Raw genomic sequence first — 15889 nt, 5'->3', positions numbered from 1 at the left:
GTGTGCAGGGCGATGTTGACGTTGTAGTTCTTCGCCACCTCGCGGGCGAACGCGGCGAAGCCCAGCGAACCGGCCACCATGTCCTTGGTGGAAGCGCCGGACCAGTACGCGGCGCCGCCGGTGGAGACCTGGACGATGCCGTCGGACTCAGCCTCCGCGAAACCGCGCAGCGCGGCGTTCAGCGTCTGGGAGGACGTCACGTTCACGGCCGGGAACGCGAAGCCGCCTGCCTTCGCGCGGTCGATCATCTCGGAGTAGATCTCTGGGGTTGCAATGGGCATGCTGACTCCTATGCTGAGTTTTGTCTGTGGGGCTGGTAACCCGTAGACCGCTGTACGGCTAGGCACCATCCTAGTCATTACCGCACTGGGTGTGCTCCTGGTTACGCCCCGCCCGCACCCTCGCCTCGCAAGCTCGGCCAGGGAACCCTGCGGGCGTGGGCCCACCGCCCGCACCCTCGCCTCGCAAGGCCGTACCCGCACCCTCGCCTCGCAGGCTCGGGCCCGCGCCGGCCTGGGCTTACTCGAGATGGCAGTTCACGGCAATGACGGCGCCCGCCTCTGCCCTTATCTGTCATCTCGCCTCCAGCCCCGGCTTTGCAGTGCCCGCCGGACCCTGGGTACGACGGCGGGACGGTCACCTTCGAGATGATGTTTGCCGATCCTGACCTCCAGCCAGCCGTGGATCTCGGTCCGGTCCTGCCGATCGATATCCCTCAAATGCTGTTCCGTGCCGGCATGATGTCCGCCGTCGTACTGCAACGCGATACCCCAGCGCGGATAGGCCGCATCCGGCCACAGCACCGGGACGCCCCGGCTCTCAAACAACACATGGTTCAGGACGGGTTCGGGCAGGCCTGCATCAACGAGCGCGAGGCGCATCCTGGTCTCAGGGACCGAGTCGCTGCCCACGCGGACCAGCTCAACTGCCTCCCGTGCTGTCCGGACACCCCGCATGCCACGGTGCCGCCCGATAACGTCCCGCAAGTCATCGATACTGCATATAGCGGCCCTGGGCATCGGAAATGCAGGCCGTGGCAGCAGACCAGATAGTCGCCAACGGCTACCAACTCCTCCACGGTCAGCAAACCAGCAAGGTCCAGCCACGTCCGCGCAGGCGACGTGAGCCGGACGCCGTCGTACTCCAGCACCTCGTCCGGGAAGAATGTCAGCACGTGTCCAACCACGTTGGCGCGGCGCGGGAAGCTGAAGCCCCGCCGCCGGGCAAGGTGGATCCGCCAATCGCCTCTGTGCCTGGCGGGCAGCGGCGCGCCCCAGACCCGGGCGGCCGATAACGACGTGAGGATGGAGGTGTCGTCAAGGTCCGTGTAGGCACGCAAAGCTGCTGATCCCGTGGCGCCCGACTGCACCGGCACCCGGATACCCCGTGAAACCGTCACCAGGTCCTTTGCCGCCGTGCGGGTACGTGTGACTCCGGCCTTGTCCGAGGCCCGAAGGGAGAATGAACCATTGTTCAAATGGTCGGGAAGGATGGCCTTGCGCATCCCTCATTCTGGCTCGTTCACGGAGCCCGGATAGGGGTTATCCACAGCCTGGGTGCCCTCCCCCGCGCGAGATGGCACTTAACGGCAGTTCCGGGCGCTTGGACTGCCGTTAAGTGCCATCTCGCGGGAAGGGGCAGTACTAAGTGAGCTGGTTGAAGACGTGCCGCCGCACCCAGGCGTGCATGGCGATCGCGGCGGCGGACGCTGCATTGATGGACCGGGTGGAGCCGAACTGTTCGATCGACAGGGTGGCGACGGCCGCCTCGTGGACCTCCGGCGTGAGCCCGGGACCTTCCTGGCCGAACACCAGCACACAGTCCTTCGGCAGCTCGTACGTTTCCAGCGGGACGGAGTCCGGGAAGATGTCGATCCCGATGATGGCCAGCCCTTCCCCCTGCGCCCACTCGACAAAGTCGGCAACGGTGGGGTGGTGCCGGACGTGCTGGTAGCGGTCGGTGACCATGGCCCCGCGACGGTTCCACCGCCGTCGGCCGATGATGTGGACCTCCTTGGCGAGGAACGCGTTGGCGGTGCGCACCACCGTGCCGATATTGAGGTCGTGCTGCCAGTTCTCGATGGCCACGTGGAAGTTGTGGCGCCGGGAGTCCAGCTCCGCCACGATCGCCTCGTGCTTCCAGTACCGGTACTTGTCCAGGACGTTGCGCCGGTCGCCGTCGGCCAGGAGGTCGGGATCCCAGTGGTCGCCTTCCGGCAGTTTCCCTTCCCAGGGCCCGACGCCGACCTCCGCCTTGGGCACGGAGTCCTCCTCCGGCGCTGCCTCGCCGGACGGCGGATCGGACGGCGGCGGAGTCTGGGGCTGGTCAGTCACGCTTCAACTTTAGCCGCGGGTCAGCCGTCCAGTTTCCAGCGGTTGGCACGGTAGGAGTTGGAGATCTGCTCCAGCAGGTCCGGGTGTTCGTTCCAGTACGTCTCGTGGCCGCTGACGCCCACCATCTGCGGAGTTCCCCACGGGGTGACGCTGAACAGGTTCACGGCCCGGATGGTTTCGCCGCGGGCGTTGGTGCAGGTAAAACCGATGACGACGGCGGCCGTCCGGCGGAATTCGCGGGTCTCGGGAGTGGTGGTTTTGAAGTTGCCCGTGCATTTGTGGCCCACCAGGTGCTGCGGCAGGTCGGCTGCGGGCATGGCGGCGAACTTCGCCTGGATCTCCGCTATGGCCGCCTGCACCTTCCCGGGTTCCTTGCCGTATTTGCCTTCCTCGGCTTCGGCGAAGAACGCGTAGGCCAAGGCGATGCCGTCGCCGTCGCGCTCCTCCGTGCCCTGGGCTTTCTGCTGCATGGGCGTACCGGTGGTGGGATCCGCGGTAATTCCGAAGGTGTCATCGGCGGTCCAGGATGTGAGGTACTGGAAGGAGGACTCTCCTGTGACAAAGCGGCTGAACAGGGGATCGCCCTCGGCGGGGATGTTGGCCGGCCCCTGCAGGTCCGCCCAGCCCGGGGGAAGGGGAATGGCGCCGGCCGGCACATCGTCCGCAGCCTGGCCGGATGGTGCAGCCGATTCTTCACCCGCTGGGCTTTCCTCCGGCGCCGGGGACGATGCCCCCGCGGACGGGGAATCTGCGGCGCGCGGCGCGGTGAACACCGGGACCACCCACACAAAAACGGCGACGAGCGCGGCTATAACGGCTGCCGCAACTGCCCCCAGGACGATGAACAGCGTCTTGTTGTTACGGGGCGGCTCGTGCTGCGGCTGCTGCGGGGCACCAGGTTGCGGGTACTGCTGCCCGGGGTATTGCTGGCCGGAATACTGCTGGTTGGGGTGCTGGCCGGGAAGCGGCGGCGGCGCGTAGGCCCCGGCGGCATCCCTGGACGGTGGCGGGGCACTGTAGTTGCTGTTGCTCATGGCAGTCCCTTTCAGGTGCTGGTGGCAGCCTGCGGTTCCCGCACGGTGCCAGATGGTCTCTGTTCAAAGGGACGTGCTGGCGCGTGCCGGCGCAACAAACACTGCGGGCATCCCCGGATCCGCAGCCGCTGGCACCTTGGTGCCAGCTAAGAGCCTAGTGGACCGGGCAGCCAGGCTGGCCGCCGGGCCCTTCCCTCCAGGGGTCCAGGTTGTTCGGGCAGAAGGATGAAAGACTGGGAGCCGCAACCGGCAGATGAACCTGGAGGAGAAAACATGGCAGAAGCGGACACGGTCAAGGGAAACCCGGCGGTCTACCGCAGCGGCCAGGACATCGAGTGCTGGCTGACGGACATGGACGGTGTGCTGGTCCACGAGAACCAGGCGGTGCCCGGGGCCGCGGAGCTCATCCAGCGGTGGGTTGACACGTCCAAGCGGTTCCTGGTGCTGACCAACAACTCCATCTTCACTCCGCGTGACCTTGCCGCCCGGCTCCGCGCTTCCGGACTGGAAGTACCGGAGGAGAACATCTGGACCTCCGCCCTGGCCACCGCCCAGTTCCTGAAGGACCAGGTGCAGGGTTCAGGATCGGGCAACCGCGCCTACACAATCGGCGAGGCAGGACTGACGACGGCGCTGCATGAGGCAGGCTTCATCCTCACCGACCAGGACCCGGACTTCGTGGTGCTCGGCGAAACACGCACGTATTCCTTCGAGGCCATCACCACCGCCATCCGCCTCATCCTGGCCGGCGCCCGCTTCATTGCCACCAACCCGGATGCCACCGGCCCGTCGAAGGACGGCCCCCTGCCCGCCACCGGTGCCATCGCCGCGCTGATCACCAAGGCCACGGACCGGGAGCCCTATGTGGTGGGCAAGCCCAACCCCATGATGTTCCGCTCCGCCATGAACCAGATTGATGCGCATTCCGAGACCACCGCCATGATCGGTGACCGGATGGACACAGACATCATCGCCGGCATGGAGGCCGGGCTGCATACGGTCCTGGTCCTGACCGGCATCACTCGGCGCGAGGACATCGGTGCCTACCCGTTCCGGCCCAACCAGGTCTTGAATTCCGTGGCGGACCTGAAGAACCAGATCTAGAAAACGGTCACCCTGGAGCCGCCGCGGGGCAGGGGGAAGAACCCGTCCAGCAGTTCGTCCAGTATTGGCCGGTAGATGTTGGGGTTCCAGCCCGGGCTCGCATGCGCCGGGGCGGCACCTGTGGTCTGCAGGTCCGTCGACACGATGTTGTCCTTGAACGCCACGGCCCAGGCTTCGGCTGCCGTCTGGTAGCGGACGGTCCGGTCCCGGGGATTGCCGACGTAGGCCATCTTGGCCGTACCGATCTTGCCCGCGAACCGGGCACCTTCGAAGTGGTAGATGTACGCGGACTCCGTCTGGACGAGCACGCTGGACGGAGCGATCGGGGACAGCTGTTCCATCGTCTGGTCCAGGATCTGGCGCCAGCTGCGTTCATCCTTGTGGATGACCCGTTCGCCCAGCTCGTAGCCGCCGCGGAGGGTGGACGGGAACCGGAATCCGCGCTCGTAAAGGAACACGACGCCGTCGAACCAGCTCTGGTCCAGGACATCGTGCTTGCTGTAGGGGCTGGAGTCGAGCACGATGAACTTCACCTCCACACCGTGGATCTCCAGCAGCCGGGCGGCCACCTGGGTTGCGACCATCCCGCCGAAACTGTGCCCGTAGAAGAACAGCTTGGTGATCTTCTGGGCGCGGACGTGCTCGATCAGGGCGATCACTATGCTGTCGATGTCCAGGCCCTGGTTGGAGTAGCCGACGGCGGCCAGCCTGGCCCGCTTGTTCAGGGACCCGCGCAGTGAGTTGAGGATCCATTGCGCCTCTTCCCAGCTGGTCTTGTAGCCGGGGAACAGGAACCAGCTGGCGTCCGGGTAGTAGAGGTCCGCGAAACCGTCCGAAATGGTAAGGATCCTGTCCGTCCGGCGCTGCGACTGGACCTGCCGGGTGAGCAGCATGTCTGCGGCCAGCAGCCCGGAGGCGCCGGCTCCGGTGAGGAAACCGCGCCGCGAGAACTGTTTCAGGGCAGCAGCTTCCGCCAGCAGCCGGGCAGCGGAACTCCCGCGCCGGTTCTGCGGATTTACGTCCCCCTCATACGGCACACCTCTACCGTAGGCACAACTGAAGACACCGCCGCAAGAAGCGGGGTGTAACCATTCAGTGACGCCGCGTCAGCTGGCTGCCTGATCCTCCGCTGCCGGGAATGGTGTTTCCGGTTCCTGCCGGCGCCTCGAGAGTTCCTGGCCGATGTCGTTGTAGCGGCCCAGCAAATCGGCGCCGGCGAAGGCTTTCGGATTGTCCAGCATGGCAAACAGCGAGTCGCTGGCCGCCAGGAGTTCCTCGTCGGCGTACTCCGCCAGCGGCCGGCCGAAAATTTCCTCCAACGGTTCAGCCGGCGCGGCGGGGAACGCATCATGCCCGGCCCCCAGGAGGGCAACGTCGTCGTCAACGATGACAAGGGGCTGCACGCGGGATTCGCCCGTGTCTGAGGGGGACGTCCAGCTGTCAGTGGCGGGGGTGAGGTGAAGCGACACGCCGGCACCGTGCAGGGCCGGCAGCGTGGAATCCATGGCGTTGAGGTCTGTCCGGAGCCCGGCCAGGGCAGAGGACTCCACCAGCACGGCGTTGGAGAGGTCCACTCTGACATGGGAACGGATACCCATGCGCCTGACCCGCCGGATGATGTGCATGAGGTCGGGGCGCGATTCGTGGTTCAGGCTCCCCCGGACGTCGATCCAGACGGTATCGGCGGGGACATCGAGGTTAACGATGGCATTCAGTGCGCGGTCCATAGGTACTCCAAAAAAGGGTGTCTATGGCCGACGGCTCAACCTCGGCAAGCGTATCCTCCAGCGGGAGCGGGCACAACCCGTATGTCAGGCCGTCTGGTCCGATTGCCTCTGGCCGGGTTCCTGGTAGTGGGTCCGGGTGCCCGTGCCGCCCACGGAATCCACCAGCGATTTGGCGATGTCCCGCAGCTTGGTGTTGCTGTTGCTGGACGCCTCGGTGAGGATGTTCACCGCGGACTCCTGGCTGCACCGGTTCTGGGCCATCACGATGCCTACGGCAATATCGATGATGGTCCGGGACTCGAGGGTTGCGCGCAGGTTCGCGGCACTGTCCGTGTGCAGCGAGAACCGCACCGCCAGCCGCAGGGCCTGCGAAATTTCCCGGGTGTAGCCACGGGCCCTCGCGGTAGCACGCTCGTCGAATTTGCGCGGGACGTCCGAGTACAGGTTCAGTGCCGCTTTGGCGTCGCCCTGGAGGTTGAAGGGCAGGGAAAGCACCGACCGGAGGCCGTGCGAGGCCACCGCGTTCGCGTAATCCGGGCCCCAGCGGTTCTCCTCGAAAAGGTCCGGAACGTGGACTTCGCGTTCCTCCTTGGCCGCCGTCAGGCACGGCCCCTGGGACAGGGAGTACTGGATCTCGTCCACTTCCCGGGCGGAGTCGCTGCTCCAGCCGATGGTGGCGGCCTTGCGGTCGCGGAGCAGGGTGATGCCGCAGAGGGCGTCCTCTCCGTCGCCTGCCATCTGGTGTGCCGAGAAGCGCGCCAGCTCGTTGAGGAAGTCCTCGAAATCGGCGCTGTCCAGGATGAGGTTCTGGACCTGGTCCGTGGTGCTCAGAGGTTTTTCGGGGGTGAGCATGGGCAGGTTCTCCAACGGGTACTAAAGGGGGTTAACGCAAATAATAGGCCACCCTCAAGTTTGGATCCAACAAAGTCCGGCCCCTGGCCCCCGCAACCGGACCGGCAAGGATCCGGCTGCGGCGGAGAAATAAGACTACGAAAGGCCCAGTTCGTCCTTGCCAAAGGCGAACAGGTAGGGCACGCCGGTTTCAGCTTCGATCTTTTCCTTGGCTCCCGTATCGCGGTCCACGATCACGGCAACAGCCACCACATTGCCGCCGGCTTTGCGGACGCCTTCCACGGCGGTGAGGGCAGAGCCTCCGGTAGTGGAGGTGTCCTCCAGGACCAGTACCTTGCGGCCCTCCACGGAGGGGCCTTCCACCTGGCGCCCCATGCCATAGGACTTCTGGGCCTTCCGGACCACGAAGGCGTCAACGGCACGGCCCGAATCTGCGGCGGCGTTCATGACGGCAGTTCCAACGGGATCCGCGCCCATGGTAAGGCCTCCGGCGCACTCAAAATCGATCCCGGCCTTGTCCGCGAGCGCCAGCATTACCTGTCCCACCAGCTTTGATGCTTCGTGGTGCAGCGTGATCCTGCGGAGGTCGATGTAGTAGTCCGCCTCTGCTCCGCTGGAGAGGATCACCTTGCCGCGGACCACGGCGAGTTCCTTGATCAGTTCGAGCAGGCGGGCGCGGGCGGCTGCAAAGTCTACTGCAGTCTCACTGTGGGAAGTCATGCGCTCCAGTTTAGTAGCGGCCGGACAGTGTGGATGCTTGAGCCCCGTTGACACGGCTGGCTAGTGTGGACCTCATGCGCGAACTCCAGGCCACCATCATCGAAGAAATGGGCGTGCAGCCCCGGATCGATCCCGCAGGGGAGGTGCGCAAACGTGTCGGATTCCTCAAGGACTACCTCAAGGCCACACAGACCAAGGGCTTCGTCCTGGGCATCTCCGGCGGATTGGATTCGTCCCTCGCCGGAAAGCTTGCCCAGCTGGCGGTCGAGGAGCTTGAAGCCGAGGGCGTTGAGGCCAACTTCGTAGCCGTCCGCCTGCCGTACGGGGTGCAGCATGACGAGGAAGACGCCCAGGCCGCGCTCGACTTCATCCAGCCCAAGACCGAGTGGACGTTCAACATCTCCGCCGCCGTGGACGGTTTCGAGGATGAGTTCGAGAAAACCGTGGGAAGCGAAATTTCGGACTTCCACAAGGGCAACACCAAGGCCCGCACCCGGATGATTGCCCAGTATGCCCTTGCCGGCGAGCATAACTACCTGGTGATCGGCACGGACCATGGAGCGGAATCCGTCACCGGCTTCTTCACCAAGTACGGCGACGGCGGCGCGGACATCCTTCCGTTGTTCGGCCTCAACAAACGGCAGAACCGGGCACTGCTGGCAGAACTCGGCGCCCCTGCACGCGTCTGGGAAAAGGTGCCCACCGCGGACCTGCTCGATGACCGGCCCGGCCGGACGGACGAGGACGAGCTCGGGCTGACGTACGACCAGATCGACGACTACCTGGAGGGCCGCGAGGTTCCGGATGACGTTGCCGAACTGATCGAACAGAAGTACCTGCGCACCCGGCACAAGCGCACCGTTCCCGTCAGCATTTTCGACACCTGGTGGAAGCACGAGGGCCCGGAGGAACCGCGGGCCGGACTGTAGGAACCCAGCTGGAAAGTCGCTGAAATTCCCACCTTTGGGGACGAACGACGGCGCGCCCCGCCGGGAAGGTGGGCGCGCCGTCGTCGTTCCCTGGCAAAGGCGGGGAGACTCAACGGGGCCGCGTCCCCTTTCCCTCCCCACCCAGCTGCTGGGTAATCCGGTGGGCCTCCGCCATCAGGAGGCCGCCCAGTTCTTCCTGGCGGTCGGGCCGGAAGCGCGGCTCAATCCCGGTCAGGGACAGCGCCCACGCGGGCCGGCCGGACGGGTCGAACACCGCAGCGCCCATGCCCCAGCTTCCCTCCAGCACCAGCCCGGGATTCACCGAGTAGCCGTGCAGGCGTGTCCGCGCGAGGTTCTCCCGGACCAGCTCGCGCGGGTGGCCGGCAGCGAAGGCTCCGGCGTGGGCCGTCCACCCGTCCAGCAACTCCTCCTGCTCAGCCTCCGGCAGGAAAGCCATGATGGCCGTTCCGGCGGAGGCGACGCCCAGGGGGAACCGGACCCCCTCGTGCAGCACGAAGGAACGGACCGGGAAGCTTCCCTCCTCCCGCAGCAGGCAGACCGTTTCCCCGCCGCGGCGGATCGAGAAGAAGGCGCTCTCACCGGTGGCTTCGGCCAACCGGCGAAGGCTGGGGCGGGCGATGTCCTCCAGGGGAAACCGCGCGGACGCCACGGAACCCATCAGGAGGATTTCCGGTCCCAGCACCCAGTTGCCGCTCGACGCGTCATGGTCCAACAGCCCTTCCGATGCCAGGGAGGACAGCAGCCTGTGGACGGTGGGCCGGGTGAGGCCCGATTCCCGCACCAGGCCCGCCAGGGACATGCCCTCAGCGCTCCGTCCCACCAGCCGTAACAATCCGGCGATGCGGCTGACCACCTGCGCGCCCTGCACGGGAAGATTGCTCATTTCCCACCTCTCATGTCCACAATATGGATAGCTGTCAGCATATCGTCCACAGTGTAAAAAGCGGTAAAGAGCACGCGAGTTGCCCCCTTGACACCCATCAAGCGACGCCCGTAGCCTCAGTTTCCAGATCACCCATCCACAAAGTGGACAAACGAAATTCTCGATGAGGAGACGCCATGACCAAGCTCCAACCATCCGCCGCTGATGCCCTCCGGGACGCACTGCAGGACGGTATGACCCTCGCAGTGGGAGGCTTCGGATTGAGCGGCATTCCGGCCGACCTCATCGAAGCCGTCCGCGATTCCGGCGTCAAGGACCTGACCGTGGTGTCCAACAACATGGGGGTGGACGGGAAGGGCCTGGGCGTCCTGATCGAAGCCGGCCAGGTCCGGAAGGTCATTGCCTCGTACGTTGGGGAAAACAAGCTGTTCGCTGAGCAGTACATTGCCGGCCGCCTCGAAGTGGAGTTCACGCCGCAGGGCACCCTGGCGGAGCGCCTCCGCGCCGGCGGCGCCGGCATTCCCGCCTTCTACACCAAAACGGGCGTGGGCACCCTGGTTGCAGAGGGCAAGCCGCACGAGGTGTTCGACGGCGAAACGTACGTCCGGGAGCGCGCCATCACTGCCGACGTCGCACTGGTCCACGCCCACACTGCCGACACGGACGGCAACCTGATCTACCGCTACACCGCACGGAACTTCAACCCGGTGGTCGCCACGGCAGGCAGGCTCACCATCGCGGAGGCCGAGGTGATTGTGGAGCCCGGCGGACTGGACCCGAACCACGTGGTGACGCCGGGCGTCTTCGTCCAGCGCCTGGTGCAGGCCACAGCCCGGACCAAGGACATCGAGCAGCGCACCGTCCGGCAGCGCCCTGTTGCCGTTGAAACCGAAGCACTGTCCGTCTAAGCGCCCAACATACTGAAGGAGAAACCCATGGCCTGGACCAGGGATGAAATGGCTGCAATCGCAGCCGAGGAACTGAACGACGGCGACTACGTGAACCTGGGCATCGGCATCCCCACGCTCGTGGCCAACAATCTCCCCGAGGGCGTGCGCGTGGTCCTGCAAAGCGAAAACGGCCTGCTGGGCATGGGCCCGTTCCCGTACGAGGGCGAGGAGGACGCTGACCTCATCAACGCCGGCAAGCAGACCGTGACCGTGCTGCCCGGCGGGAGCATCTTCGACTCAGCCACCTCCTTCGGCATGATCCGCGGCGGGCACGTCAAGGTGGCCATCCTGGGGGCCATGCAGGTTTCCGGCAACGGGGACCTGGCCAACTGGACCATCCCCGGAAAGATGGTCAAGGGCATGGGCGGTGCCATGGACCTGGTGGCCGGGACGCCCCGGGTAGTGGTCCTCACCGAACACAACGCCAAGGACGGCACCGCGAAGATCGTGCGCGAATGCACGCTTCCGCTGACCGGGCTGAGCTGCGTGGACCGGATCATCAGCGACCTTGCCGTCTTCGACCTCGTCAAGAAGGACGACGGCGGGCGGCGGCTCACGCTCACCCGCCTGGCGCCGGGCGTAACGCTGGGCGAGATCCATGACAAAACCGACGCGGAATTCGACATCGCCCTTGAGCGCGAAGGAGCCATCGCATGAGCCTGCAGGAACAGTTCGGCAAGGACGTCCTGATCACCGGTTGGGGACACAGCCGATTCGGCAAGCTCACCGAGGAGACCCTCGAATCGCTGATTGTCCAGGTGGCAACTGACGCCATCACCACCGCAGGCGTTGAGCCCGGGCAGATCGACGAGATCTATATCGGCCAGTTCAACTCCGGCATGATGCCCCTGGCTTTCCCGTCTTCCCTGGCGCTGCAGGTTTCCCCGGAGCTGGCAAACGTGCCCGCCACCCGGGTGGAGAACGCCTGTGCCTCAGGATCTGCAGCGTTCCAGCAGGGCACCAAGTCCCTGCTGGCGGGCACCGCGAAGACGGTCCTGGTCATCGGGGCAGAGAAGATGACCCACGCCGGAGCAGACGTGGTGGGTGCCGGGCTGCTGGGCGCAGACTACGACATGGCCGGCAAGGCCTCCACCACCGGATTCACCGGCCTCTTTGCCGAGGTGGCCAAGCACTACGCAAAGCGCTACGACGCCGACGGGAAACTGGGGGACGTGCTGGGAACCATCGCCGCGAAAAACCACCGCAACGGCGTGGACAACCCCTACGCCCAACTCCGCAAGGACCTCGGCGAGGAGTTCTGCCGCACTGTCTCGGACAAGAACCCCATGGTGGCCGACCCGCTGCGCCGCACCGACTGCTCCCCCGTCTCCGACGGCGCCGCCGCCGTCGTGCTGTCCAGCTCACCCACGGGCGGAGCAACTGCGCCCGTGCGGCTTGCCGGATTCGGCCAGGCCAACGACTTCTTCCCCGCCGCGCGCAGGGACCCCACCGCGTTCCAAGCCACCCGCGTATCCTGGCAGCGCGCCCTGGCGATGGCCGGCGTCGGACTCGAGGACCTGGACTTCGCCGAAGTCCACGACTGCTTCACCATCGCCGAACTGCTCATGTATGAGGCCATGGGGCTCACCGAACCCGGCCAAGGCACCCGCGCCCTCGAGGAAGGCTGGGTGTACAAGGACGGAAAACTGCCCATCAACCTCTCCGGCGGCCTCAAGTCCAAGGGCCACCCGGTCGGCGCCACCGGCGTATCCCAGCATGTCCTGGCCGCGATGCAGCTGACAGGCACCGCCGGCGACATGCAACTGGGAAACCCGCGCCGCGCCGCCGTCCAGAACATGGGCGGCGTGGGCATCGCCAACTACGTCAGCATCCTCGAAGCCGTCTGAAAGCAACGCGGGGTCAGATCCGGCCCTTAAACCTCGGATTATCGGGCCATATCCGACACGCGTTGCTGTTACCGGCAGGAGCTACCGGCCGCGGATCAGCGCAGCGATCTCCCCAAAACCGAGACGCTCGGCGTTCTGCAGGGCCGTCCGCCCTTCGGGATCGCGGATGTCCGGGTTTGCGCCGGCCTTGAGGAGCAGGCCCACCACCTCCTGCTGCCGCGGGCCGCCGTCATTCAGGAGGATGGCCTCCTGCATGGCGGTCCAGCCGAGGTTGTTGACGTGGTTGACCGGGACTCCCGCGGCGATCAGGAAGCGGACTGTTTCCACATGGCCGTGTTCGCTGGCCGGAATCAGGGCAGTGCCGCCGTAACGGTTGATGCTGGCCACGTCCGCACCCGCGGCCAGGGTCAGCTGCAGCACCTCGTTGAATCCTTCAGCGCCGGCATAGAGGAACGCGGAATCCTGGATTGAGTCCTTCGCATTGACGTTGCCGCCGCGGCTGATCAGCTCCTTCACAAGAGGTGTGTTGTTGGCCTTCGCGGCGGAAATCAACTCCTGGTCCAGCTGTGCCTGTTCTGCTGCGGACAGGACCGGCGGGGACGCCGTGGCGGGAGCCGGCGCTGAAGATGGCGTGGGGTCCGGGGCGGGTGTCCGGCTGGGAGGGGCCTGGCTGGTGGATGTTGGGTTTGGTGCAACTGCAGTGGACGGCACATCCTGCGGACCGCCCTGCGGTGTCTGGCACGCGGCAAGGAACACCGCCAGCCCGCCGGCGACCACCACAGCCGGACCCCTCAAGCGCCTCATACGGGAAGCCTACTTGGCAGTCCCGGCGCCGGGGATCGCGTTCGCCCCGGCCGTGGCGCAGGCTTCGTCGAGGGCGCCGTCGGGAGCCCCGCCAACGCCGATGCCAGCCACGGACACGCCATTGACCTTCAGCGGAACGCCGCCGGCCAGGAAGAGGGTGCCCGGGAGGTCGGCGATGGAGGGGCCGGTTCCGTTGATCCGCTTGGCGAGTTCGCTGGTGGGGGCACCAAAGGCGGCGGCCGTGTACGCCTTCTGCTTGGCGGCCTCGATGGTGTGTTCTGCTGCGTTGTCACCCCGGAGCAGAGCCTGGACGGTTCCGAACCGGTCCACCAGGGCCACCGTGACAAAGGGAAGCTTGTCCGCCTGGCACTTGGCCAGTGCGGCACTCACGGCAGTGGCCGAGGCCCCCACGCTGATCCGATTCTGCTGGACGACGGTCTCCGGCGCAGGCGCGATGTCCACGGCAGGGACAGCCACGGGGGCAGAGCCGGTTCCGGCATTGGCAGCCGCCGTGGCCCCGGCGGTGAGGACGAGTGCGCCGGCGGCTGCTGCGGCAAATGCTTTATGGGACTTCTTCATGGTGTCTCCTCGGATCGGCAAACTTTCAGGGTGGATACGGATCCATCCTTCCGGCCGCGCCGGCGCCTGCCATCGGGCCTTCGTCTGGACACTGCTCCGACCAAAGGCCAGCCGTATCAGCCAAATGGCTGAGAGCCCTGCAACGGCGGGGGCAATAGCATGGGAGGGAGCGTTCCCCACCACAGAACGGGACATCCCATGCCTACCCGAGTTCACGGCGCTGCGCCGGCCGCTGCTGCCGCGTCTGCAGACCCGGTCCCCCGGAACCCAGGCCGCCCCGGGCTGGGCAGCATCGACACCGCGGTGCATCTCGGTTTCGCGGTGCTCCTGGTGGCATCCGTGGTCCGTTACGTCATGCGGCACAGCCCCGCGGACAATCTCCTGATCCTGGGCCTGGCTGCGGCAGCCTCCCTGTTGTACGCCGCGGTGGCCGTGCTCGCCGGCCGCGGCAGGCCCGGGATGGCGTGGATGTTCGCGCTGGTGGCTGTGTGGGCCGTCCTGGTGATCGCGGCGCCCAGCTTTGCCTGGTGCTCGTTCGCACTCTTTTTCCTTTGCCGCAGCGCGCTGTCCGGCACCGCTGCGTACGTCGCGGCAGGAACCACGGCGGCCGCCACTGCCGCCGGGCTGTTCAAGATGAGCAGCGGCACCGACCTTGCCATGCTTCTGGGGCCGCTGGCCGTTGGCCTCATGCTGACCCTGGTCTATGACCGCATCCAGCACGACGCCGAGGCACAGCGCCGCCTGCACGCGGAGGTTTCGCGCGCCCAGGGGCAGCTGGCCGCCAGCGAGCGCCGGGCCGGCACCATCGCCGAACGCGAACGGGTTTCCCGGGAAATCCACGACACCGTCACGCAGGGACTGGCGAGCAGCCTGCTCCTGCTCGAGGCTGCAGGACGGGCCTGGCCAAGCGCCGCCGCCCAGGCTGACCTCCGGCAGGCCACCACATTGTTGCGGGGGAACCTGTCCGAAACCCGCAGCCTGGTCCACGAGCTTGCCTCCCCCGGCCTGGACTCCTCACCCCTGCCGGAGGCGCTTCTCCTCGCCGCCAGGCAGTATGTTCCGGAGGCCCGGCTCCTGGTCACCGGCGAGCCGCGGCCCGTTTCTGCCGACGTCCGCCACGCGCTGCTGCGGGTGGTCCAAAGTGCGGCCTCCAATGTCAGGCTGCACGCCTCCGCCAGTGCCGCCACCGTGACCCTCGGCTTCCTCCCGGAGGCCGTCACGCTGGACATTTACGACGACGGCGCCGGCTTTGATCCGGCGGCGGCAGCACCGCCGTCGGACGCCGGAGGCTACGGCCTGCGGGCGATGCGGCAGCGGGTGGAGCAACTGGGCGGCGTCTTCTCGGTGGAAAGCGCCCCGGGCGAAGGCACCATCGTGGCGGCCCAGCTCCCCGCGCCGGCCGCCCGGCAGGATACGGAGGACAGCGCATGAACGCCATCACTGTACTGCTGGTGGATGACCACCTGGTGGTGCGCAGCGGCCTCCGTGCCCTGCTGGGGACCCAGCCGGACATCGACGTGGTGGCGGAGGCCTCCTCCGGGGAGGAAGCCCTCGAACGGGTCCAGGAGCATTCCCCGGCCGTTGTGGTCATGGACCTGGCTATGGGCCCGGGAATGGACGGCATCGAGGCGATCCGCCGCATCCGCGAACGCAACGGCCGGCAGGCGATCCTGGTCTTCACCACCTACGACTCGGACGCGGACATTGTGCGGGCAGTGGATGCCGGCGCCATGGGGTACCTGCTGAAGGATGCCGCTCCGGAAGAAATTTTCGCGGCCATCCGCGGCGCCGTCCAGGGCAAAAGCGTGATGAGCCCGCCTGTGGCGTCCCGGCTGTTCCAGCAGTTGCGCAACCCGGACGAGATCCTGACTCCCCGGGAAGCCGAACTGCTCAGCCTCCTCACCGAAGGCCTCAGCAACCGCGAACTGGGCCAGCGCCTTTTCATCTCCGAAGCCACCGTCAAAACCCATCTCGCGCACATCTACGCCAAGCTCGGAGTGGAGACCAGGGCGGCCGCAATTGCCACGGCAATACGCCGCGAAGGCATGCGCTGACCAGGTGAAACCGTGTTTACCCTTGCAAGCAGGCCGCCAGCCCCGTACGTTG

Annotated in this window: 18 protein-coding genes; 7 read left to right on the top strand and 11 right to left on the bottom strand. The window is 66.4% G+C overall.

Annotated elements, in window-relative coordinates:
- From B5520_RS17955 to B5520_RS17940, 4 genes are all read right to left on the bottom strand, one after another.
- Nucleotides 1-281, bottom strand: a 281-nt coding sequence (locus tag B5520_RS17955; protein WP_176156906.1) for a class II fructose-bisphosphate aldolase, incomplete at its 3' end; no start/stop codon positions are given.
- A gap of 285 nt (nt 282-566) precedes the next feature.
- Nucleotides 567-986, bottom strand: a complete 420-nt coding sequence (locus B5520_RS23085; protein WP_254865622.1) for a hypothetical protein — start codon at nt 984-986, stop codon at nt 567-569.
- 657 nt (nt 987-1643) lie between these two features.
- Complete coding sequence (locus B5520_RS17945) at nt 1644-2261, bottom strand: TrmH family RNA methyltransferase (protein WP_079598441.1); 618 nt, start codon at nt 2259-2261, stop codon at nt 1644-1646.
- Between the two features lie 92 nt (nt 2262-2353).
- Nucleotides 2354-3367 (bottom strand): hypothetical protein, encoded by a 1014-nt coding sequence (locus B5520_RS17940; RefSeq protein WP_079598434.1) that lies wholly within the window; start codon nt 3365-3367, stop codon nt 2354-2356.
- Nucleotides 3368-3640: 273 nt separating this feature from the next.
- Between B5520_RS17940 and B5520_RS17935 the strand changes: the two genes are divergently transcribed.
- Entirely contained in the window at nt 3641-4471 is an 831-nt protein-coding gene (locus tag B5520_RS17935) for an HAD-IIA family hydrolase (RefSeq protein ID WP_104443630.1), read from the top strand.
- Here B5520_RS17935 and B5520_RS17930 read toward each other — a convergent pair.
- The 4 genes from B5520_RS17930 to pyrE form a co-directional block, all read right to left on the bottom strand.
- The gene (locus tag B5520_RS17930) at nt 4468-5508 is read right to left on the bottom strand and encodes an alpha/beta fold hydrolase (protein WP_079598432.1); all 1041 of its coding nucleotides are present in this window, start codon (nt 5506-5508) and stop codon (nt 4468-4470) included. The genes B5520_RS17935 and B5520_RS17930 overlap by 4 nt on opposite strands.
- Nucleotides 5509-5577: 69 nt before the next feature.
- Nucleotides 5578-6198 (bottom strand): hypothetical protein, encoded by a 621-nt coding sequence (locus B5520_RS17925; protein ID WP_079598431.1) that lies wholly within the window; start codon nt 6196-6198, stop codon nt 5578-5580.
- 84 nt (nt 6199-6282) lie between these two features.
- On the bottom strand, nt 6283-7050 hold the full coding sequence (locus B5520_RS17920) for a GAF and ANTAR domain-containing protein (RefSeq protein ID WP_079598430.1): 768 nt from the start codon (nt 7048-7050) through the stop codon (nt 6283-6285).
- A 135-nt stretch (nt 7051-7185) separates the two neighbouring features.
- The gene (gene pyrE / locus B5520_RS17915; protein ID WP_079598429.1) at nt 7186-7770 is read right to left on the bottom strand and encodes an orotate phosphoribosyltransferase; all 585 of its coding nucleotides are present in this window, start codon (nt 7768-7770) and stop codon (nt 7186-7188) included.
- 74 nt (nt 7771-7844) lie between these two features.
- Between pyrE and nadE the strand changes: the two genes are divergently transcribed.
- Nucleotides 7845-8699 (top strand): ammonia-dependent NAD(+) synthetase, encoded by an 855-nt coding sequence (gene nadE, locus B5520_RS17910; protein ID WP_079598440.1) that lies wholly within the window; start codon nt 7845-7847, stop codon nt 8697-8699.
- A gap of 109 nt (nt 8700-8808) precedes the next feature.
- Here nadE and B5520_RS17905 read toward each other — a convergent pair whose 3' ends face one another.
- Complete coding sequence (locus B5520_RS17905) at nt 8809-9603, bottom strand: IclR family transcriptional regulator (RefSeq protein ID WP_079598428.1); 795 nt, start codon at nt 9601-9603, stop codon at nt 8809-8811.
- A 176-nt stretch (nt 9604-9779) separates the two neighbouring features.
- Between B5520_RS17905 and B5520_RS17900 the strand changes: the two genes are divergently transcribed.
- From B5520_RS17900 to B5520_RS17890, 3 genes are read left to right on the top strand one after another with little or no spacing between them, the layout of a single operon-like run.
- Nucleotides 9780-10511, top strand: a complete 732-nt coding sequence (locus tag B5520_RS17900; protein ID WP_079598427.1) for a CoA transferase subunit A — start codon at nt 9780-9782, stop codon at nt 10509-10511.
- Nucleotides 10512-10538: 27 nt separating this feature from the next.
- A complete protein-coding gene (locus tag B5520_RS17895; RefSeq protein ID WP_079598426.1) occupies nt 10539-11210 on the top strand; it encodes a CoA transferase subunit B in 672 nt (223 codons plus the stop codon).
- Nucleotides 11207-12400: an acetyl-CoA acetyltransferase gene (locus tag B5520_RS17890; protein WP_079598425.1), complete on the top strand. Its 1194-nt coding sequence runs from the start codon at nt 11207-11209 to the stop codon at nt 12398-12400. The genes B5520_RS17895 and B5520_RS17890 overlap by 4 nt, the downstream gene beginning before the upstream one ends.
- 81 nt (nt 12401-12481) lie before the next feature.
- Here the strand turns inward: B5520_RS17890 and B5520_RS17885 are convergent, their stop codons facing one another.
- The gene (locus B5520_RS17885) at nt 12482-13204 is read right to left on the bottom strand and encodes an ankyrin repeat domain-containing protein (RefSeq protein ID WP_079598424.1); all 723 of its coding nucleotides are present in this window, start codon (nt 13202-13204) and stop codon (nt 12482-12484) included.
- A gap of 9 nt (nt 13205-13213) precedes the next feature.
- Nucleotides 13214-13783, bottom strand: a complete 570-nt coding sequence (locus B5520_RS17880; RefSeq protein ID WP_079598423.1) for a GlcG/HbpS family heme-binding protein — start codon at nt 13781-13783, stop codon at nt 13214-13216.
- Between the two features lie 198 nt (nt 13784-13981).
- Between B5520_RS17880 and B5520_RS17875 the strand changes: the two genes are divergently transcribed.
- Together B5520_RS17875 and B5520_RS17870 are read left to right on the top strand one after the other, a co-directional pair.
- Complete coding sequence (locus tag B5520_RS17875; protein ID WP_079598422.1) at nt 13982-15214, top strand: sensor histidine kinase; 1233 nt, start codon at nt 13982-13984, stop codon at nt 15212-15214.
- Nucleotides 15211-15837: a response regulator gene (locus B5520_RS17870; RefSeq protein ID WP_079598421.1), complete on the top strand. Its 627-nt coding sequence runs from the start codon at nt 15211-15213 to the stop codon at nt 15835-15837. Before B5520_RS17875 ends, B5520_RS17870 begins: the two co-directional genes overlap by 4 nt.
- Nucleotides 15838-15889 lie beyond the last annotated feature (52 nt).

It is taken from the genome of Arthrobacter sp. P2b, from assembly GCF_900168295.1.
In the GTDB taxonomy this organism is placed as follows: domain Bacteria; phylum Actinomycetota; class Actinomycetes; order Actinomycetales; family Micrococcaceae; genus Arthrobacter.
This window is presented reverse-complemented; position numbering and strand designations above follow the sequence as displayed.